Raw genomic sequence first — 21,468 nt, forward strand, 5'->3', positions numbered from 1 at the left:
ATCTGCACATCTGTGAAAATCTGTGTCATCTGTGGTAACAAAATAATAACCACAAAAGATGCAAAAGTTTTTAACACTTTAGTTATTTGAAGTTTCATAATAGAATGAATAGAAGTTCACATAAGTTTTAGAAAAAATCAGAGATTTTTATTTTGGTGAATGCAGTATTAGAATGTCGTAACTTCCTTGTCAACTCTAGGGCTCGAAATAAAAACTTTTATGCTTTTTGTGGTCAAAAAATAAAGAAATGTCATCAGCAAAAGATTTTTTAGAATTAATTCAGAAATCCCGGAAAGGAAAATTCAAGATCTATATCGGGATGAGTGCAGGGGTGGGGAAAACATTCCGGATGCTTCAGGAGGCGCAGTCTCTTCTGCGTAACGGCATTGATGTCAAAATTGGATATATAGAAACCCACGGCCGCGAAGAAACAGTAGCCCTTACCGATGGGATTCCTGAAATAGAAAGGAGGTCTGTTTTTTATAAAGGCAAAAACCTTGAAGAAATGGATCTTCAGGCTATTATCAATGCTCATCCTGAAGTGGTTTTGGTGGATGAGCTGGCACATACCAATGTGGAAGGCTCAAAAAATAAAAAAAGATGGCAGGATGTACTGGAAATCCTTGACAGCGGAATCAATGTGATCAGTGCCATGAATATCCAGCATATAGAAAGCCTGAATGAGGAAGTGAAAACAATCACAGGAATAGAGGTTGCCGAGCGCGTTCCCGATAAAATCCTGGCCCTGGCTGATGAGGTTGTGAATATAGACCTTACCGCCGATGAACTGCTGACCCGCCTGAAAGAAGGAAAAATTTATAAAAAAGAAAAGATTCAGACCGCACTTACTAATTTTTTCCAGAGCGGCCATATTCTCCAGCTTCGGGAACTTGCTCTGAAGGAAGTTGCTGCTCACGTTGAAAGAAAGGTGGAAACCGAAATCAAAACGGAAAACTTCAAACCGATTAAATTTCTGGCCTGCATCAGCAGCAATGAAAAGATTGCAAAAAATATCATCAGGAAAACAGCGCGTCTGGCAAGTTATTATAACAGCCCCTGGACGGTTCTTTACATACAGAGGCCGTCTGAAAATCCGGAAAAAATAGCCCTGGACAAACAGCGGTATTTGATTAATAATTTTAATTTAGCACAGGAATTGGGAGCTAAAGTGGTCCGGGTAAAAGAAAGCAGTGTCCATAAAGGAATTCTGGATTATGTAATTGCCCATAATATCACCACGGTCTGCATCGGGAAACCCCATGCAAAATTATGGCAGCGTCTTTCCGGCTACAGCTGGATCTATACGCTGATGAACCGATTGAATGAAAGACAGATAGATATTATTATTTTATCTTAGAAATAATGAAACTTAAAACAAAACTCACCTTAGGCGTAGGTCTTTTATTTTTACTGATCGTTTTAATGTCGGTCATCGGGTCCGTCTATATCAATAAACTGAAATCTGACACGGAAAAGATCCTTACCGCCAATTATAACAGTCTGGAATTTTCAAAAAATATGCTGCTGGCGCTGGATAAAATAAGTACGGACAGCGTAGTTGCGGTCGCAGATTTTCAGAAATACAACAGGCTGCAGGAAAAAAACCTTACGGAATTCGGGGAAAAGGAAGCCACCCAGAACCTTAATCAGCATTTTAAAAGTTATCTGCAGTATCCTGCTCCGGAAAAGGAAAAACTGATCCGTGAAGATCTGGCCAGGATCATGTCCCTGAACATGAAAGGGATTGAAAGAAAAAGTGATATCGCGATCATTACAGCTGAAAATGCAACTTTCTGGATCGTCAGTCTGGGAACTGTGTGTTTCCTGATTGCTTTTATTTTGCTTTTCAATTTGCCCCAGACGATTGCTGAACCGATCAATCAGCTGACCTTCAGTATCCGACAGATCGCCGCTAAAAATTATAATGAAAGGGTTCATTTTAAAGGAAGTGAAGAATTCAACAGCCTTGCGGACTCTTTTAATACCATGGCTGAAAAACTGCAGGAATATGAAAGCAGCAGCCTTTCCAGACAGCTGATGGAGAAAAAACGTATTGAAACATTGGTCAACAATATGCATGATGCAGTGATTGGGCTGGATGAAAATCATTTTATCTACATGATCAATGACGAGGCTTTAAAGATCACGAACCTCCGTAAGGAAGAAATCATCGGTAAAACGGCGCATGAAGTTGCTGTCAATAATGATCTGATGCGTGAGCTGCTTAAAAATATCGATCACCCGGTTAAAGAACCTATTAAAATCGTTCGTGATAACAAAGAAAATTATTTTGAACAGGATATTGTTCCCATCAATATTGTAAAAACCGGAGAAAAGGAGACCCGGTATATCGGGAAGGTGATTCTTCTGCGGAATATTACCCCTTTTAAAGAGCTTGATTTCGCTAAAACCAATTTCATCGCTACTATTTCCCATGAATTGAAAACTCCGATATCAGCAATAAAAATGGGTGTCCAGCTCCTTGGAAACCAGAAATTCGGAGAACTGAATGACCAGCAGAAAGAACTGCTGAAAAGCATTAATGATGACGGGCAGAGATTACTGAATATCACCGGAGAGCTGCTGAATCTTTCGCAGGTAGAAACCGGAAACATCCGTCTCACCATTGAAAAGTGTTCCCCGAATGAGATGGTACAGGCCGCTGTAAAAAATGTTGAAAAGCTGGCCGAACAGAAAAATATTTCTATCCAGACGGAATATTTGTCGGGTGATGATTTCGTTCATGCAGACTTCGACAAAACCGTCTGGGTAATCAATAATTTCCTGACCAATGCAGTAAAGCATTCGTTTCAGGATGAAAAAATTGAGATCAGGGTAGAAAAATTGGATACAATGGTTCAGTTCAGCATCACCGATACCGGAAGCGGAATTGATGAAAAATACCACCGCCAGATCTTCGACCGTTATTTTCAGGTGCCGGGAGAACAGCAGAACGGAACAGGGCTTGGGCTGGCTATTTCCAAAAACTTTATTGAAAAGCAGAACGGGGAAATAGGGGTAGAGAGCACCCCGAACCAGGGAAGTACGTTTTATTTCAGGCTGCCGGTGGTTTAAAAGGTTTAATGCAGCTACCTTCGCATCCTTGTCAAGGTTTTAAACCTTGACAAGGATGCCTGGCACGGAAATTAATAAAACCGTCTTGTAGCACTGATTTCAATAACTTTTATCTTCCAGCTTCAATTTCCTGAAATGATCGTAAACCAAATAGTTATTTATGAATTCAATTAAGTTAATTTTTTTAAATTTGAATCAAAATCACACAAGATGAATACATCAGATCCGGAAATTGATTTTGAATTAAACGAAAACGAATTTAGTCTGACTGAATCTCAAAAAGATAGGATATCAGAAGCTCGGGAAGAGTACAAAAATTCAGCATTTCTTACGGAGGATGAAGCTAATCAGGATATAGAGGAAATTTTTAAAATGGAGATTTGATATATCTGAGCCTGCAATGAAAGAACACCATTTCTATTCAAGTAAAATGACAAGCTTTATCTTGCTTGTAATCTCTGCGGTATTTGTTTATCTGTATTTTTCTCTAGATCAGGATCGGTATTCTGTATTTATGGTAGTTATATATAATTTGGGCTTTGTTCTATTCTCGTTAGGTCTTATCTATTCCATTGTTTTATTGTTTCGAAGAAAGCCACTGCTTACTATCACTGATCATCAGATTATTATTTACCATATGTTTGCAAAGCCGGTTTCAGTTGGTTTTGGTGATATTGTATCATTTTATGTATCAGGCACAAGACACCGGGGAATTAAAACAACCGAACATATTTTTATCGTTTTAAAGCCTGCTGATCAAAATGGAAAAGGAGGTAAGTCTTCACTTTTCAACCAGCAATTTATACAGGCTGATATTTTAAATGTCAAAACAAAAGTGTTGTTGGATCTGCTGCAGACAAAACTTAGAGATTTTAATCAACAGAATGAAGCTGTATCAGGCAAAATAGATTAAATTTACACAACAGCAAAACCATTCCATGAAAAGACCAATAAGTCTGCTATTACTCCTCTTTTTTTTCTGCGCCAGTTCTCAGGTTTCCAAAAGAACGGCTGCCATTATTAAACCTGTTGAAAAATATCGTTCCTTCGGCGAGAATGAACAAGAGAAAAAGATTGAAGAACAGCTTTATAAAGAAGCTTCTCCTGAGGAACTTGTTTTTTTAACAGGAAAAGGCCGGAACGTCTATATAAAAGCAATGGCTGTCAATGCTCTGGCGAAAAAGGGAAAAGGCAAGGAGCTGTTGGAAGCCTTTAAAAAGAATCTTTATGCAAAAGAGAAAATAACTTATAGAACAACTTGTCTTGCCAGTTATTATCTTTTAGATAGTCATATTTATGAAGTTGTTTCTTTCGGCGATAATTTTTCTGAAAAAGAGAAAGAAATTCTGCAACGGGACATGATATCCCTTGCTTTGAATGCCAGGCCTGTTAATAAAGAGCTGTTGGAAGCTTTGAGCTACGGCTTATCGGTCAACACTGATGACTACGGCAAAATCAGGAAGCTGGTTACGGATACAAAATCACCTTTGTTGCTGACCAGTCTCGCCAAATATAAAAATCCGGATGATATAGAACTGATCAAAAGCTTTGGAGCAGAGGCCTATCCCGCCATTGAGGAGTTTCCGGATCCTAAGTTTCTGCCGTTTATGAATGAGCATTTTGAAGATTCGTCATCATTTCCTTTTATGTTTGCCTTGTCCGGTTTTTGCAGCGAAGAAGCTAAGAAAATAGTGGCTAAAGTTATTGAATACAATAAGGAGCATAATAAGGAACGGGATTGTGATAACGGATGTCTTTCTTTTTTGTATCAGCAGATTGAAAAGGGAAAATGTACACTCAATTATCCGCTGCTGGCAGATCTTTGGCTCACGGATAAGATCATTTCATTTAATGTCCTGGATGATTATGTGAAAACCCATACTCAGGCAGAGACAGAAAAATTCTTGCTGGATGGATTTTTGAAACCCGGAGAAGCTGAAATTATTGCTGTTAATGCATATGATATGGGCCATGTTATGGATTATGTATCCGGCGATATGACTTTTGATGCTACTTTAAGGCTTGTCAGGCTGCTGCAAAAGACCAAAGAGATCTCCCAAAACGCATACGAAATAGCAGTAAGGAATTCACTCCAGAATATAGATGACCTTGATGTGGACAGTTTTATTTTAAAGCTGAAAGACAATACTTTGATACTACAAAATAAGGATATTCTTCTGGACAGAATTAAAAATAATGAGAGTGCCTATGGTATTCTCAACATAATGGATGGAGTAAAAGCACTGGGTGATAAAAAACTATTCAATGACGGAGCGGCTATCGTAGTTGGGAGAAAGGAAGAGTTTAAAAGTTTTGCGATATGGGAAACGAAATACAGAAGTTTCATGAAAGAAAATAATATTAAAGAATAACCTAAAGATGAATATTTTCAGGATTATTTTAATCATAAAAGTCTTTAAAAAAACAGGGCTGTAAATAAATTACAGCCTTGCAGATATAGATCAGGTTATTAGTTTATTTTTTGATGAATTTTTGAATCATTGTTTTGTCTTTGGTAAACAGTTTAATGATGTAGTTGCCTTTGGACAGTTCAGCTACATTCACAGAGCTGCCTTTTACTCCTTTGGTATTCATTATTCTTCCGGAAGCATCGTAAATTTCAACCTTAATGATCTCTTCACCGGATTTAATGTAAAGAATGTCTTCTACCGGATTCGGATAAATACTCACAACATCTTTATTACCTTTGGTTTCAGTTACGGCCAGTACATTTCTTACCGTTGTGGTATAGGTATTGGTGATAATCGGAGCGTTATAATCAAAGTAGATGTCTGCCGTATTGCTGAACGCGTCACCTAAATTCAGCGTAGATTTTGTTTTGATCTTGAAAGAAATATAGCCGTCGTTATTCTGGTCATCAAACGGAAGCTGGATATTTTCAAAAATAAATTCGGCCATATTGTTTCCGGTCATTCTCGTTACAAAACTGTGGCTTGCATGTAAAGGGGTCAATGTGGAAATTTCAAATTTTGAAGGATCAATCACATCTTTCACCACAATATTTCTGGCATTGGCCGTACCCTTATTTTCAAAGCGGATCAGGTAATGAACGTAATCTCCCACCTGTGTCTGTGCAATCATGGTTCCTTCCAGACAGGTCTTATCATTCGGATCCAGGGAGTTTACGACCGTTTGGTTCAGGGTAAATGTATTGTCAGCCGGTGTATCATCTGTTGCTCCGGTGATCTGTGCTGTATAATGCAGAACATCACCATCGTTTACCGGTGGAGTGTCGGTAGGGGTATTCAGCTCCAGTTTCACCTTGATTTCTCTGGTTTCGAAAGGAGCAAGTCCCGTAAAATTCCAGGTCAGGTTTCCGGTAGATTGTGCATCAGGCGTTACGGTAGAGCTTACGAAATCCATAAGGCTGTCATTGTAAAGGAATCCAACAGTTCCGGACTGCATGGTTGTTCCTTTATTTTTATAAACAATCTTATAATCTGAATTAAATCCCGGAACAGCAGAGTCCAGCGGGATGATGACAATTTCAAGGTCCGGATGGGAACCATTCGCCGTAATACAGAAATTCTGGGTCAGTGGACTGGTCATCGTCGGGAAGGTGGCTGTAAAAGAAGCCGGCGATATACTGAAATAAGCCGGGTTTTCAAGAACCGGAGTGATGGTATGGGCTCCTGCCTGCACCGGAATGGAGTAGTCTCCTGCACCATTACCGATTATACTTCCCGTAATTCCGCCACCTGTAACAGTGAATTTTTGAAATGCCTTATTCGGATCTGTTGGATCACAGCTGTTTCCGTTAAGGTCATATTTTGTATTCCCTTTGATGGTATAGAAAGTTCCGCCCGGAGTGAAGGAACAATAAGAATTTACTGTTACATTATTATATCCGAAGAGCGCATTTTGGCTGATCGTATTGTTAATTTCCGAATCATCACAGCAGATATAGCTTAAATTGGGGTTGTTCTGATATAAACCCGACGTCATTCTGCCGTTTTTTATAAAGATATTCTGTAAATTGTTGTTAGGAGCATTGAATGAGTTCAGTATCGTGTTATGGCTGATATCAAGAGAAGTCAGCTGATTGTTGTTAAGGAAAAGCGTCTGCAACGCAGGAACCGCCGAAAGATCGATGCTTGTCAGCTGGTTGTTGATGATTCTCAGATAATTTAAAGCAGGAGTTTGGCTTAAATTTAATGTAGACAGATTATTAAAACTGGCTTCCAGATATTTTAATTTTGGAGTATTCTGGAGAATAATTGAAGTAAGCTGATTGGCCGGGCAGTTCAGGGTTTCAAGCTTTGTCAGATTAGTTAAGTCAAGACTCGTTAATGCATTTCCCGTAATATTAAAGCTGTACAGATCCACCAGCGAACTTACATCAATACTGGTGATTTCATTGTAGCTGATGAGAAGATATTTCATTGTAGTGCTTCCTGCGTAGTTGATCGTTTGCAGTTTTCCGCCGTTACAAGTCAGGATATTCATTTTGGGAAGATTTGAAATATCAAGATTCACAATAGCGGAATTGGAAACATTAATATTTTCCAGGACAGGACAGCCTGTAAAATTCGCAGAGGTCATATTAATGTTATTCTCGAAGCTCACCAGCTTTAGGTTTTGCATACCGCTAACATCTACTGAAAGAAGACCCGGAGAGTCGGAAACATCCAGATATTCCAGATTGGTGAAAGATTTTACCCCTTCAATGGAAGAAATCTGAAAAGGGTTTCCGTTTGAACTGTAAATGGTAATATCCCTGATATTGGCGGCTTCAGAAAGCTGGATTTCCCCGTCATTATTAAGGTCCATGGCGATCCAGTTGCCTGCAAGATCCTGGGTGATGTGGTTGGTAGCAGTTCCGGAAAGAAGTTTAGTCTTAAACTGAAGATCCGGAATGTTTACAATCTGCGCTACGACAGATAAGTGCGCCATAAAGAGCACAAAAAAGTAGAGTTTTTTCATGGTTAAGTGATATTTGTTCTGATAAATATATAAAAAATTATATTACGAAAAATAATTACTTTTTAGTTTTTATTATTTTATATAATTTTTATTTTATTTGTTTTTGTTTAATTAATTTATTGAAATGTTGATTTTATATTAATTTTATTCAATCTAAATTTTCTGCAGTATTGAATGATAAAAACGGAAAATAATCCTGACAGGAAAATTAAGATCCGGATTATTTGAGATTAAAAATTAACCACAAAAGGCGCAAAAGTTTTTAAACACTTAAGTTATTTTGAAGTTTAATATTAGGATGCGTAGAAGTTCACTTAAGTTTTAGAAAAAATCAAAAGATTTTTATGCCGTAAAATTTGCACAATCATCTGTGGAAATCTGTGTTATCAGTAGGAAATAAAAAATAGTCACAAAAGGCGCAAAAGTTTTTAAACACTTAAGTTATTTTGAAGTTTAATTAGAATGCGTAGAAGTTCACTTAAGTTTTGGATAAATCAGAGATTTTAATCCATCATCAAAAATCTGCTCTATCTGTTTAATCTGCGAGAGATAAAAAAAGAACCATTAAGATTTATTTAAGTTTTTAAGAATATTAAGTTCGAGTTGCGCTTAAGCGGTATGGCTTAAAAAAATCTTTAGATTTTTTCTCTTAACTTTTCTTATCCTCTTAACTGATCTTAATGTTTTAAATCTATCCTGATCATCTGTGAAAACCTGTGTCATCTGTGGGAGACAAAAAAACCACAAAAGTCACAAAAGTTTTTAAACACTTTAGTGATTTGAAGTTTAATATTAGAATGCGTAGAAGTTCACATAAGTTTTAGAAAAATCAAAGATTTTTATGCCGTAAAATTTGCACAATCATCTGTGGAAATCTGTGTCATCAGTGGGAAATAAAAAATAGCTACAAAAGGCGCAAAAGTTTTTTACACTTTAGTGATTTGAAGTTTAATATTAGAATGCGTAGAAGTTTACATAAGTTTTAGAAAAAATCAAAAGTTTTTATAGATCATCAAAAATCTGCTCTATCTGTTTAATCTGCGAGAGACAAAAAAAGACCATCTCAAAAGTGAGATAGTCTTTTTATTATTATTTGAAGCCTTAAAAAATTAAGCCTTAATAAACTTAAGAGTCATTGTTTTGCTCTTTGTAGATACTTTGATGATGTAATTTCCTTTCTTGAGATTGGAAACATTTAAGGAATTATTCTTTATCCCTGTAGTAGTAAGGATTCTTCCTGATGCATCGTAGAGCTCAGCTTTGATCACCACCTCATTGGATTTAACGTAAAGAATGTCCTGTACAGGATTAGGATAAATACTGAAATCATCTTTAACATTCATCACCTCAGATGTGGCCAGAACATTTTGTACAGTGGTTGTGTAGGTGTTCGTAATGATCGGAGCGTTATAATCAAAATAGATATCCGCCTTATTGCTGAAGCTGTCACCGGCTGCTAAAGTAGATCTTGTTTTAATTTTAAAAGACACATATCCGTCATTATTGGCATCATCAAACGGCAACTGAATGTTCTCAAATATAAATTCAGCGTTGCTTCCTGAAATTCTGGTTACAAAATTGTGGCTTCCGTTAAGGGCAACCAGACTGGATAGATCATACTTAGTGGCATCAATTTCATCTTTTACCACAATATTCTGGGCATTGGCAGTTCCCGTATTTTCAAACCGGATCAGGTAATGAACGTAATCTCCAACTTTCGCCTGAGAAATTGAAGTTCCCTGCAGGCATGTTTTATCATTCGGGTCAAAAGAATTAACAACCGTTTGATTTAACGTAAATGCATTATCTGCCGGAGTATCGTCCGAAGCTCCGTTGATTTGTGCATGGTAGGGAAGTATAGACCCGCTGGTCAGAGGCGGTGTTTGTGTCGGTGTATTTAAATGTACCGTTACCGTTATTTCTCTCGTTTCAAAAGGCTGCAGATTACTGAAATTCCAGTTAAGGGTTCCCGGGGATGATGAATTCGGAACTAGGCTTGAACTCAGATAATTCATGACATTATGATTGTAACTGAAACTAAGGCTTCCGGATTGTACCGATGTTCCTTTGTTTTTGTAAATGATTTTATATTTGGAATCAAAGCCGGGACGGGCAATCGTAAACGGAATAATGAACGTTTCCAGATCATGATGGGTTCCATTCGCTGCAAGGCAGAAATTCTGAGTAAACAGAGCTGGTTGGCTTGGGAAATTAACCGTTGATGAAGCCGGTGAAACCGTAAAATACGACGGATTTTCCAAAACAGGTGTGATGATATTGGTGGTTGCCGGAAGGTACATCTGATGAGAACCGCTTCCGTTGGCTATTGTGGTTGAAAATCCTGATCCATACGTTAAAACACTGAATTTCTGGAAAGGTTTCGAAGGATCACTGCTGTCACATCCGTTTCCGTTGCTGTCCAGCCTTGTTGTACCCTGAACCAGGGAAGAATTACCGCCGGGTGTGAAGGTGCAGTAAGAATTCACCACCACATTCGTCTGATTGTATTGGGTTAACAACGCATTTACTGCATAAATTTCCCCCGGATCTATACAAATGTACTGCAGCTGTGGTGTATTGGCAAACGCACTCGCCGATCCCTGCCCGTTAAAGATTTCCTTACCGTTTTTCATCAACAGTGTCTTCAGATTAATGTTATCGGAACAGTCAAATGAAATCAGCTGGGAATTTTGGGTAAAATCAAGATTGGTAAACTGGTTATTGTGAAGCTGGATTCCTTTTATATAAGGAATCTGATTAAAGGCTATATTTTGCAGCTGATTATTACCGGCATAGATATACAGCAGATTATTATTGTTATTGAACGTTAAGTTTGAAAGTAAATTATTATTGATCGTAAGTTGATAAAGCAAAGGATTGGCGCTAAAATTCAAACTTGTAAGTTGGTTTTCATGCGCGTAAAAGTCAAGCAGTCCTGTGTATGGCGAAGGATCAAAAGTCTGGAAGAGATTGGTGGATATGCTTAAGTAAGTAACCAGAGAAGGATTAGGGACATTAAGGCTGCTTAGTTTATTACGGAATAATTCCAGTTTTTTTAAACCTACATCGCCTGCAAAATTAATACTGGTCAGGGACGGGTTTTCAGTGACCCTTACTTCTTCAAGCGAAGGAAGGTTGCTCAGATTTAAAGATGTCAGGGTCGAACCCGATAAAGAGAATTTTTTAAGGCCTGGTGTGGCTGAAATATTCACGCCATTGACATTATTCAGCTTAATTTCCTGAACAGCCGTATTCTGGATATTGATGATATTTCCATGAGCTCCCAGATGCGCCAGGGTAAGGGCGTTACAGTTTTCGATGGTTACGTTGGCGGCCTGGCCTCCCAGAAATTTTATGATCTGAAGATTAGGATAATTGCTGAAAACCAGATGGTAGGTGGTTAAATTAGGATTGGTTAAAGTCAGTTCAGTCAGATTCGGAAATTGGTTCAGACCGGATAAACTTGTTAATGCATCGGTAAGGTCATTGATATTTAGTTTATAAACCATTGCTGCTTCCGAAACCTGAATTTCTCCATCGCCATTGGCATCAAGGGTGATATAAGTCCCGCCTGAATTACTGGCCGTTCCATACGTCAGCAATTTTGACTTTAGATAAGAATCGGGAATAGAAAGGATCTGTGCCTGGAGTGCACCGACAAACATCATCAGAATGATGAAGTAGATTTTTTTCATAGATTAGTTTTATTTAGTTTATTATTCTTTTATCAGTGATAAACGCACAAAAATAAACCATTGAAATCTAATCTCAATGGTTTATTTTTTATTTGTTAAAGAATTTATTGTTTCTCTATCAGATCCAAAAATTCCTGTTCATCCAGAATGGTGATCGTACCTATGTCCTGAGCCTTTTTAAGCTTGCTTCCGGCTTTTTCTCCTACCACAAGGAAGTTGAGGTTTTTGGACACGGCAGAAATATTTTTTCCGCCGTGCTTTTCCACCATTTCCTCTGCCTGTTCTCTGGTGAATAAAGATAATTTTCCGGTAAAAAGAAATGCTTTTCCGTCCAGAACGTTAGACAGGACTTCATTGGTGCTTTCTCCTTTTTCAAGCTGTACTCCGTAAGATTTCAAACGCTCAATCATCAGAATGTTTTCAGAGTTCTGGAAGAATTCTACAATGCTTACAGCGATTTTAGCTCCGATATCCTCTACCTGACAGAGCTCTTCCACCGTAGCTGCTTTCAGTTCATCTATCGTACCGAAATTTTTCACCAGCTTTTTGGCTACCGTTTCCCCCACATGCTTGATCCCGATCCCATACAGCACCTTTTCAAATGGAATTTCTTTGGATTTTTCAATTCCTGAAATAATATTCTGTGCAGATTTTTCAGCCATTCTTTCCAATGGAAGGATCTGCTCCTTCGTTAAAGCATAAAAATCCGCCGGATTTTCAATCAGTCTTTCCCTGTACAGCTGTTCTATCGTTTCACTTCCGAGATTGTCAATATTCAGTGCTTTTCTCGAAACATAATGAATCATTCTTCCTACAACCTGCGGCGGGCAGTGAAGTTCATTCGGGCAGAAGTGAATGGCCTGGTCTTCCACTTTTACCAGCTCTGTTCCACATTCCGGGCAGTTTTTAATATATTGTATTTCTTTGCTTTCTTCCGTTCTTTTTTCCGTATTGACGGCCACAATTTTCGGGATAATCTCACCGCCTTTTTCTACATACACAAAATCATGTTCATGAAGGTCAAGCTTTTTAATAATATCCTCATTGTGAAGAGAAGCTCTTTTTACGATAGTCCCAGCAAGAAGAACCGGTTTCAGATTCGCAACCGGAGTAATGGCTCCCGTTCTTCCCACCTGGTAAGATACGCTTTGAAGCTCGGTTTCCACCTTCTCAGCCTTAAATTTATAAGCCATGGCCCATCTTGGTGATTTTGCCGTATAGCCCAGCTGTCTCTGCTGTTGCAGGGAATTTACCTTTAGAACAATTCCGTCAATTTCAAAAGGAAGATTATGACGTTCCGTATCCCAGAAATTAATAAATTCCTTCACTTCATCCATGGTTTTGCAGAGTTTCGCCTGCTGAGAAGTCTTGAAGCCCCAGCTTTGCGCATTCTGAAGCAGTTCCCAGTGACTTTTTGCAGGAACATCTTCGGAAATGAACTGATAAAGTACGGAAGAAAGGCCGCGTTTTCTTACTTCACCGCTGTCCTGCATTTTCAGGCTGCCACTGGCTGTGTTTCTTGGATTCATAAAAGGATCCAGGCCTTCTTCTTCACGCAGTTTATTGATCTTGTCAAAGTTTTTGCGGGTCAGATAAATTTCACCTCTCATAAAAAAATGAGGCGGAAAATCACCTTTCAGCGTAAGAGGAATATCTGAGATTGTGCGGACATTTGAGGTGATTTCATCTCCCTGGAAGCCATCACCGCGGGTGACGGCCTGGGCCAGCTTTCCGTTTTCGTACAGGATAGAAATGGATGCCCCGTCGTATTTCAGCTCGGCAACAAATTCCACCGGATCATTGATCGTTTTAATGATTCTCTTTTCCCAATCCTCAAGATCATCAAAATCATAAGAATTATCCAGGGAATACATTCTGAATTTATGCTGGATGGTAGGGAAAACCTTTGTAATTCCTCCGCCTACACGAACCGTAGGAGAGTTTTCATCATAAAATTCCGGATGTTTCGCTTCCAGGTCCTGAAGCTGCTCCAGAAGCATATCAAACTCATAATCAGAGATGGTAGCTGCGTCCAGAAGGTAGTAATTCTCGTTGTGCTGGTGAAGCTCTTTCCGGAGCTGTTCTATTTTTTGCTGTATATTTTCAGACATTCCTTTCTATCTTTTACGCAAAAATAGCTAAACTAATTTCATTAAAAAATACCGCAATAAAATATTATGGGAAAATTAAAAAAGCGTAATATGATTTAAAGCATTGATTTTTATTATTTTAAAACACTTGTTTAAATTAATTTAACATTATGTTGTGATTTAATTGAAAATTTGTTAAAACTCCCTTAAACACGCGGCTGGGAAAGACAAAATACCTTTGCACATCTAATTTGAAGAAACCTGTATGTTCAGAATGATTTGGTAACATAAAACCATGCAGGTTCCTGACGGCTTTAAAAAAATAATTAAAAAGATTTCGGAAGAGATGAGAAGAGTAAAGATTGTACTAGGATTATTGTTTTTGGGATTTGGAACACTGGCTTATGCGCAGACTACGCAGGCTTCTATTGTGGGAAAAGTAACCGGGCTGGGCAGTACTGCTCAGGAAAAAGTGAAAGTAACGATCGTGAACGAGTCTACAGGGTTCAGGACGGAGACAGAGACCAACTCAAAAGGGGAGTATATTTTTAAAGAAATTCCTCTGGGTGGGCCTTATACGGTGATCGTGAATGAGGAGAAAAAAGAAGGCTATAACGTGAACTTCGGTGATCAGGTTACGGTGAATATGAGCTTAGGCGGCGAGCAGAACCAGATAGAAGAAGTGGTGGTAACCGGAAATCTGAAAAACAAGATCGGAAACCTTGGAGCTGCTACTGCTATTTCTGCGAAGAACATCAGCATGCTTCCGGTGAACGGAAGAAATTTCACCAATCTTACCGAATTATCCCCGTTAAGCGGAAAAGGAGGAAACCTTTCCGGACAGCTGGGATCTTCCACGAACTTCACCATCGACGGGATGACGGCCAAAAACCCAACGTCTGCAGGATCTACGACCAGCCGAAGCGGTGCACCATTCTCCATTTCCATCGAAGCGGTACGTGAATTTAAAATCACGACTAACCAGTACGATGTAACGTTGGGAAGAAGCGGCGGTGGAACGGTAAGTGCCGTTACAAAATCCGGTACGAATAAGTTCTCCGGAAGTGCATGGGAATATTTAAGAACCAACTGGCTTTCCAGCCCGTATGACATCCGCGGAAATAAAAGAGAGAACGATTTCTCTACTTCCCAGTTCGGGTTTTCATTGGGCGGACCAATTATCAAGAATAAACTTCACTTCTTTGTTGCCTGGGACCACCAGCTGGATTCAAGACCGCTGATCATTGCAGACATCAAGTCTCCGGAAGATGAGAAAAGATTCAATACAACCACCCAGACGCTTAATCAGTTTCTGGATATTGCAAGATCAAAATATGGTGTAGGAAATACGCCGCAATTCGGAAGTTTTGATAAAGTGAGAAATTCTGATGCAGGATTCCTTCGTCTGGACTGGCAGATCAATGAGAAAAACCTCTTGACCTTACGAAATAATTTCACGTATGACCTGAACAAAAACGGATTGGGAGACAATACCGCGATCAATTTCTTTGAATCATACGGGAATGATAAAAACCTGGATAACAGCTTACTTTTAACATTAAGGACGAATATCAGGCCGAATATCACAAATGAATTAAAAGCGCAGTATTTATATACATTCCAGGACAGTTATCAGAACGACGAGTTAGGAAAAACAGTTCCAAGAGCTGTGGTAGAAGGGGTGGTTTCCAGTGTGGGAGCAACCAATATCCAGATCGGGGGACATCGTTTCGCTCAGGAAGGTTTCAGAAATAATGTATTCCAGGTAGTGGATAACCTATACTACAACACGGATAAAATTAAATACACTTTTGGGGTTGACTTAATGTACACCAGATCAAAATCCATCTATGGAAGTGAGGTGAACGGAAGATTCCAGTTTCAGGGAATGACGAATTTCAACAACCTTACGCCTTACAGATTCTACAGGGAGGTGCCTTTGATAGATGACCCGTCTGTGAAATCCAGTATCTGGAATGCAGGTCTGTATGGGCAGATCCAGACTAAAATAGCCACAGGCCTTGATTTCATGGCCGGATTAAGATTTGATTACGGAGGATATCCGAAAGCTGAATTCAACCAGAAGCTTTTTGATGAGATGGGAATCAGAACGGATAACCAGATCAAATCTTTTGTTGTTCAGCCGAGATTCCAGTTTGACTGGAATATCAACGAAGAGAATAAAGATTTTGTGAAATTTGGTGCCGGAATTTTCTCTTCCGATATCAACAATTATATGGTGATCAATAATCTTGTTTTTGACGGAAATCATCTCGCGACAGTAGATGTAAATCCTACCACGATTGGTCTGACTCCTGATTTCCCGGCGTACAGAAATGACTATGGAACGGTTCCTTCATTGTCACAATATCAGATCCCAACCATCAATTACACAGGAAAGGACGCAAAAATTCCAATCGTTTATAAAGCGAATATCTCCTACACTCACTTCTTTAACGAAAGATTCAGAGCGGGAATTGCAGGATATATGGCACTGGGAAGAAATAATTACTTCTACTACGACAGAAATATGAAGGCTAACCCGGCTTTCACTTTAGCCAACGAAGGCGGAAGAGGAGTGTATGTGCCTGAATCCACGATCATCAATAATGCAAATAACAGTGTGAGCATCGACTGGAAAGAAGGAAGAATCAATAAAAAATTCGGAAGAGTGCTTGAGCTTGTGAGTGACGGTAAAGTGAACCAGTATTCATTCGTGGTGGATGCCAGCTACCGTTACTGGAAAGATGGGGAGATCACGGCAAGTTATACCTGGTCTGATATCAAGGACAATACTTCCTACAACGGAAACGTAGCGAATTCTGCAACCCTTTCCACTCCGGTTCAGAGTGATCCGAGAGATTTGAGGATGAGCTATTCAGACAACCAGTTCAGAAATAAAATTGTAGTGTATGGTAACTCACCTACTATCGCAGGATTTACACTTGGATTACGATATTCAGGGATCGGAGGAACGCGTTTCTCGGTAACTGCAGGAGGAAATATCAACGGGGATTTCGTGGATTCCAATGACCTGGCTTACATTTTCCCGGAAATCATCACCCAGCCGCTTCTTAACGACCCTGAAGTAGGACAGGCACTGAAAGATTATGTTGAAAAATATAACAATGCCATTGCAGAGCGTAACGGAGGTAAAAATGGCTTCTACGGAGTATGGGATGTACGTGTTGCGAAAAAGATCAAGTTTGAAAAAATAGGAGCTTTTGAGCTGTCCGTAGATATTTTCAACGTAGCCAACCTTCTGAACAAAGAGTGGGGCGTGAACAAGTCTTATGGTAATATGTCTTTGTACAGGGTAACCAAGTTCAATCAGGCTACAAAACAGTTTGAATATGTTAAGAATACCAGCGGTCTGGCACCGCTTTCAGGAAACCCTTATCAGATTCAGATCGGAGCGAAATACAGTTTCTAACAGATAAACATTACCTTTATCGAACGTTTTAAGTTTTTTATTTAATTATCCCATTGTATTATGAAAAAAATTATCTTAGGGTTAGCAGTTTTAAGCACAGTTATCATGAAGGCCCAAACCCAGATTATCGCACACAGAGGTTATTTCCAGGCTCAGCCGCCTACAACGGAAAATTCTATTGCCTCTTTGGAAAATGCCCAGAAATTAAAGATATACGGATCTGAATTTGATGTAAGAATGACCAAAGACGGCGTTCTTGTAGTGAACCATGACGAGCACCACGGTGAAATGGAGATCTCTGAAACTTCTTTTAAAGATCTGGAGAAACTGAAGCTGTCTAACGGTGAAAAATTTCCTACCCTGAAGGACTATCTGAAGCAAGGTAAAAAAGATTCTTCTTTGAAGCTGATCGTTGAAATCAAACCGGCTAAAACCCCGGAAATTGAAAATGAGATCACGCAAAAGACCCTTAAAATGATCAAAGATATGAAGCTGGAAGGGCAGAGCGAATATATTTCTTTCAGCTTAAACATCTGCAAGCAGATCAAAAAACTGGAACCGAAATTCAAAGTGCAGTACCTGAACGGAGAGCTGTCTCCTGAGCAGATCAAAAAAGAAGGCCTGGACGGAATGGATTATCACTACAGTGTGTTTAAGAAAAACCCGACATGGATTTCTGAAGCCAAAGCACTTGGGCTGATCACCAATTCCTGGACAGTGAATGATGTTGCGGTATATCAGGAGCTGAAAGATCAGGGGATAGGTTTTATTACCACCAATATTCCTGATCAGTTAAAAAATAAATAACAGACCGACTTAAAAAGTCAAATGCTGAAAATTCACAGCCTGTCTCTTTTTATAGAGGCAGGTTTTTTTGTGGAATGATTTAAATCTAAGATGGGAAGATGGGAGCCGGAAGAGGGAAGTTATAAGTAACAGAGAAACAGCTTCAGTCATTTTTTAAATTGTTCATTATGTTTTATTATGCCCACGGAAAAAACTTCCAGCCCTCTCTCTTCCGGCTTCCAGCCCTCTGTTTTATTTTATCAAAAAAAGACAATAAAATTAAGGGATTGTGGGAACAAAACATAATTAAAAATCCTTAATTCTTTAAACAACTGTTTATCAGTAGGGTTTTAAAGTCTGTTAAAGATTTGTTAATATGTTGTTTAATATTCTTTTAATAAATGTTAAAATATTGTTAAACCTATACCCATAATGTCGTTTTAATTTTGCGCAAACAAAAGGATATGCGTAAAGAGACACAAAAACTGCTGGTTTTGTCGCTGCTGGGATTAGTCAGCGTCAATCTGGCAGCTCAGCAGAAAGTAAAAAAAGATACTGTTAAAGGCATTGATGAGGTTGTGGTTACCGCTCTCGGGATCAAAAGACAGGACAAGTCTTTAGGGTATTCTACCCAAACCGTCAAATCAGAAGAAATTCTCAAAACCCAGAATAACAACTGGGCACAGGCACTGGAAGGGAAAGTAGCCGGACTGAAAGTGCAGACCGCTGGGGCAGGACCGCTGGGAACCAGCCGTATTACCCTCCGTGGAGATGTTTCGATGAATATGGGAAATAACGGAGCACTGATCGTTGTAGACGGCGTTCCTTTAAGTGACCGTAAAACCGGAACCGGCACTGCAGCATATGGCGCAGGGTCGGGAGGTGACCTGCCCATTGATTACGGGGACAGCTTTAACAGCATTAATCCGGATGATATAGAATCCGTAACCATTCTGAAAGGGCCGAGTGCATCGGCACTATACGGTTCCAGAGGTTCCAGGGGAGCTATTATGATCACTACCAAATCCGGAAAAACAAAAAAAGGAAAAGTTCAGATCACACTCAATTCATACACCAGTTTTGATACCGTTCTGAAATGGCCGGATTACCAGTATGAATACGGGCAGGGAACCATGCAGAAAGATAAAGCAGGAAATTATTACTATTCATATGGAGCTTCTCCAGACGGTGTGAACACCGGATCTACCAGCAGCGCCTTCGGACCGAAATTTGCCGGGCAATACTACTTTCAGTATGATCCGTCCGTAGAAGGGCAGAGCAAAGAAAGACAGCTTTGGAGACCTTACAAAAATAACATCAAAGATTTCTGGCAGGTAGGAACCACTTATTCAAACAGCTTGTCACTGGAGCATTCCAACGAGAACACCGCTTTCAGATCATCGCTTTCCTATCTTAAAAATGATTGGATGATGCCGAATACCGGCTTTGACAGGCTGAATGCAGCTGTGTCCGTTGATCACAAGATGAACAGCAGGCTGAAGGTGGGGACCAAATTGAATTTCAGCCAGACCAAGAGTGATAACCTTCCGGCTACGGGGTACAACAACCAGTCGATATCCTATTTCATGATCTTCCAGAATCCCAATGTAGATCTGGCATGGTACAGACCAATCTGGAAAAGCGGACAGGAGCAGGTGGATCAGATACACCCATTCAGTTCATACATTGATAACCCTTACCTTATTGCCTATGAAAACCTGAATTCTACAGATAAGAAAATTATTACCGGAAATATTAATGTGAATTATCAGTTCGCAAAAAACTTTGACGTAGCCTTTAAATCCGGTCTTGAATGGAGCAATGAATTCCGTACCCAAAGAAGGCCGTGGAGCTCCGCCAATTATCTGAAAGGATATTACAGAGAGCAGTATATCAAATATTTTGACCTGAATAATGATATTTTATTTACCTATAAAAATAAGTTCGGTGATTTTGGGGTGACCGCATCTGCCGGAGGAAATATCAGGTATTATGAGCAGACCACAAGTGATTACAGGGCAATAGGATTGAATAAAGCAGGGGTATACCAGCTGACCAATGCAATAGCGTTGGATAATAAACTTCCGAAGCCTAACGATAACCAGGTGAACAGTACGTATGCCCTGGCGAACTTCAGCTATAAAGATCTGGTCTTTTTGGATGTGACGGCCAGAAACGACTGGAGTAGCACGCTGCCTAAACACAACAGGTCTTATTTCTACCCGTCAGTGTCATCATCATTCATCCTTTCTGATATCTTTAAAATGAAATCAGACCAGTTCAATTTCTGGAAACTGAGAATGTCATGGTCAAAAGTAGGAAACGATACCTACAACTATATGCTTGACAAATACTATGAGAACAGTTCTTTTGCCGGCTCCGTAGAATCTCCGCTGCTGTATCCCAATCCTGATCTGAAACCGGAAATGATCACAAACATTGAAGGAGGAATGGATTTCACGATCCTTAAAAACAGATTGAGCTACAATATCACCGCTTATCAGAATAATTCAAAGAACCAGACGATTATAATTCCTGTATTGTATGAAGTAGGCTATAACAGAAGGATCATCAATGCCGGTGAGATCAGGAACCGGGGACTTGAAATGACTTTAAATGCATACCCGGTAAAGAACAAAAACTTCTCATGGAGTGTAAGCGCCAACTGGTCGATGAACAGAAATAAAATCCTTTCCCTTCCGGAAGAATTCAATGGAAAACCTTACACCATCGGAAGTGTAGGCGGTGTAGTGTATTATGATGCTGTGGTGGGTGGCTCACTTGGAGATATGTACGGTTACGGCCTGATGTATTCTCCGGATGGACAGGTGATCTACGGCAGCGACGGGCTGACGGCAAAACCTACCGAAATGAAAAAAATAGGAAACGCCTATCCCAAATGGAGAGCCGGTCTTCAGAACGAATTTAAATATAAGAATGTTACCGTAAGCTTCTCATTCGACGGACAGTATAAGGGAATCGCCTATTCTCAGTCGCATCACAAAATGTCCGAACAGGGGAAACTCCAGCATACGCTTTGGGGAAGGGATAATCCGGACGGTTTGATCGTGGGACAGGGCGTAGTTCAGAATCCGGATGGCAGCTTCTCCCCTAATACCAAAGGAGTTCCAGTTCCGACTTATTACGCTGACTATTACAGAAGGGCCAATGTGGAAACGAATTCATTCGATACTTCATTCATCAAGCTTAGAGATGCAAGGATTTCCTATTCCTTCCCGAAATCTGTTGTTGACCCTTTAAAAGTAACTGATATTACCCTTGCCCTCTTCGGAAGAAATCTTTGGATGTGGACAGAATTCCCACTCTTTGATCCTGAAGCCGCAACGTTGGATGATTCAACCATTACGCCGGGAATAGAAATAGGGCAGCTGCCTACTTCAAGGACAGTCGGGATACAGTTAAACGTTAAATTTTAAAAAATAAG

Annotated in this window: 11 protein-coding genes; 8 read left to right on the forward strand and 3 right to left on the reverse strand. The window is 39.6% G+C overall.

The window, feature by feature from the left end:
* The first annotated feature begins 247 nt into the window (after positions 1–247).
* The 5 genes from B7E04_RS08780 (at position 248) to B7E04_RS08795 (ending at position 5,447) form a co-directional block, all read left to right on the forward strand.
* Complete coding sequence (locus B7E04_RS08780) at positions 248–1,357, forward strand: histidine kinase (RefSeq protein WP_080778306.1); 1,110 nt, start codon at positions 248–250, stop codon at positions 1,355–1,357.
* A gap of 5 nt (positions 1,358–1,362) precedes the next feature.
* Positions 1,363–3,075, forward strand: coding sequence for an ATP-binding protein (locus B7E04_RS08785; RefSeq protein ID WP_080778307.1), 1,713 nt, complete (start codon positions 1,363–1,365; stop codon positions 3,073–3,075).
* A gap of 210 nt (positions 3,076–3,285) precedes the next feature.
* Entirely contained in the window at positions 3,286–3,459 is a 174-nt protein-coding gene (locus B7E04_RS22120) for a hypothetical protein (protein WP_157884437.1), read from the forward strand.
* A 16-nt stretch (positions 3,460–3,475) separates the two neighbouring features.
* Entirely contained in the window at positions 3,476–3,988 is a 513-nt protein-coding gene (locus B7E04_RS08790) for a hypothetical protein (protein WP_080778308.1), read from the forward strand.
* A gap of 25 nt (positions 3,989–4,013) precedes the next feature.
* Positions 4,014–5,447: a hypothetical protein gene (locus tag B7E04_RS08795; protein ID WP_080778309.1), complete on the forward strand. Its 1,434-nt coding sequence runs from the start codon at positions 4,014–4,016 to the stop codon at positions 5,445–5,447.
* A 103-nt stretch (positions 5,448–5,550) separates the two neighbouring features.
* Here B7E04_RS08795 and B7E04_RS08800 read toward each other — a convergent pair whose 3' ends face one another.
* From B7E04_RS08800 to ligA, 3 genes are all read right to left on the reverse strand, one after another.
* Positions 5,551–8,019: a DUF7619 domain-containing protein gene (locus B7E04_RS08800; protein ID WP_080778310.1), complete on the reverse strand. Its 2,469-nt coding sequence runs from the start codon at positions 8,017–8,019 to the stop codon at positions 5,551–5,553.
* 1,109 nt (positions 8,020–9,128) lie between these two features.
* Entirely contained in the window at positions 9,129–11,714 is a 2,586-nt protein-coding gene (locus tag B7E04_RS08805) for a DUF7619 domain-containing protein (RefSeq protein WP_080778311.1), read from the reverse strand.
* 104 nt (positions 11,715–11,818) lie between these two features.
* Positions 11,819–13,825, reverse strand: coding sequence for an NAD-dependent DNA ligase LigA (gene ligA, locus B7E04_RS08810; protein WP_080778312.1), 2,007 nt, complete (start codon positions 13,823–13,825; stop codon positions 11,819–11,821).
* 325 nt (positions 13,826–14,150) lie between these two features.
* Here ligA and B7E04_RS08815 point away from each other — a divergent pair, with 325 nt between their 5' ends.
* From B7E04_RS08815 to B7E04_RS08825, 3 genes are all read left to right on the forward strand, one after another.
* Positions 14,151–17,237: a TonB-dependent receptor gene (locus tag B7E04_RS08815; RefSeq protein ID WP_080780630.1), complete on the forward strand. Its 3,087-nt coding sequence runs from the start codon at positions 14,151–14,153 to the stop codon at positions 17,235–17,237.
* Positions 17,238–17,297: 60 nt separating this feature from the next.
* On the forward strand, positions 17,298–18,044 hold the full coding sequence (locus B7E04_RS08820) for a glycerophosphodiester phosphodiesterase family protein (protein ID WP_080778313.1): 747 nt from the start codon (positions 17,298–17,300) through the stop codon (positions 18,042–18,044).
* A 443-nt stretch (positions 18,045–18,487) separates the two neighbouring features.
* On the forward strand, positions 18,488–21,460 hold the full coding sequence (locus tag B7E04_RS08825) for a SusC/RagA family TonB-linked outer membrane protein (RefSeq protein WP_080778314.1): 2,973 nt from the start codon (positions 18,488–18,490) through the stop codon (positions 21,458–21,460).
* Positions 21,461–21,468 lie beyond the last annotated feature (8 nt).

This window comes from Chryseobacterium phocaeense (assembly GCF_900169075.1).
Lineage (GTDB): Bacteria > Bacteroidota > Bacteroidia > Flavobacteriales > Weeksellaceae > Chryseobacterium > Chryseobacterium phocaeense.

What these genes read in the sequence shown, in the direction of transcription:
- B7E04_RS08795 (WP_080778309.1), top strand. Translation starts at nt 4,014, where the DNA reads ATGAAAAGACCAATAAGTCTGCTATTACTCCTCTTTTTTTTCTGCGCC.
- B7E04_RS08785 (WP_080778307.1), top strand. Translation starts at nt 1,363, where the DNA reads ATGAAACTTAAAACAAAACTCACCTTAGGCGTAGGTCTTTTATTTTTA.
- ligA (WP_080778312.1), bottom strand. Translation starts at nt 13,825, where the DNA reads ATGTCTGAAAATATACAGCAAAAAATAGAACAGCTCCGGAAAGAGCTT.
- B7E04_RS08820 (WP_080778313.1), top strand. Translation starts at nt 17,298, where the DNA reads ATGAAAAAAATTATCTTAGGGTTAGCAGTTTTAAGCACAGTTATCATG.
- B7E04_RS08825 (WP_080778314.1), top strand. Translation starts at nt 18,488, where the DNA reads ATGCGTAAAGAGACACAAAAACTGCTGGTTTTGTCGCTGCTGGGATTA.
- B7E04_RS08800 (WP_080778310.1), bottom strand. Translation starts at nt 8,019, where the DNA reads ATGAAAAAACTCTACTTTTTTGTGCTCTTTATGGCGCACTTATCTGTC.
- B7E04_RS08805 (WP_080778311.1), bottom strand. Translation starts at nt 11,714, where the DNA reads ATGAAAAAAATCTACTTCATCATTCTGATGATGTTTGTCGGTGCACTC.
- B7E04_RS08815 (WP_080780630.1), top strand. Translation starts at nt 14,151, where the DNA reads ATGAGAAGAGTAAAGATTGTACTAGGATTATTGTTTTTGGGATTTGGA.
- B7E04_RS08790 (WP_080778308.1), top strand. Translation starts at nt 3,476, where the DNA reads ATGAAAGAACACCATTTCTATTCAAGTAAAATGACAAGCTTTATCTTG.
- B7E04_RS08780 (WP_080778306.1), top strand. Translation starts at nt 248, where the DNA reads ATGTCATCAGCAAAAGATTTTTTAGAATTAATTCAGAAATCCCGGAAA.
- B7E04_RS22120 (WP_157884437.1), top strand. Translation starts at nt 3,286, where the DNA reads ATGAATACATCAGATCCGGAAATTGATTTTGAATTAAACGAAAACGAA.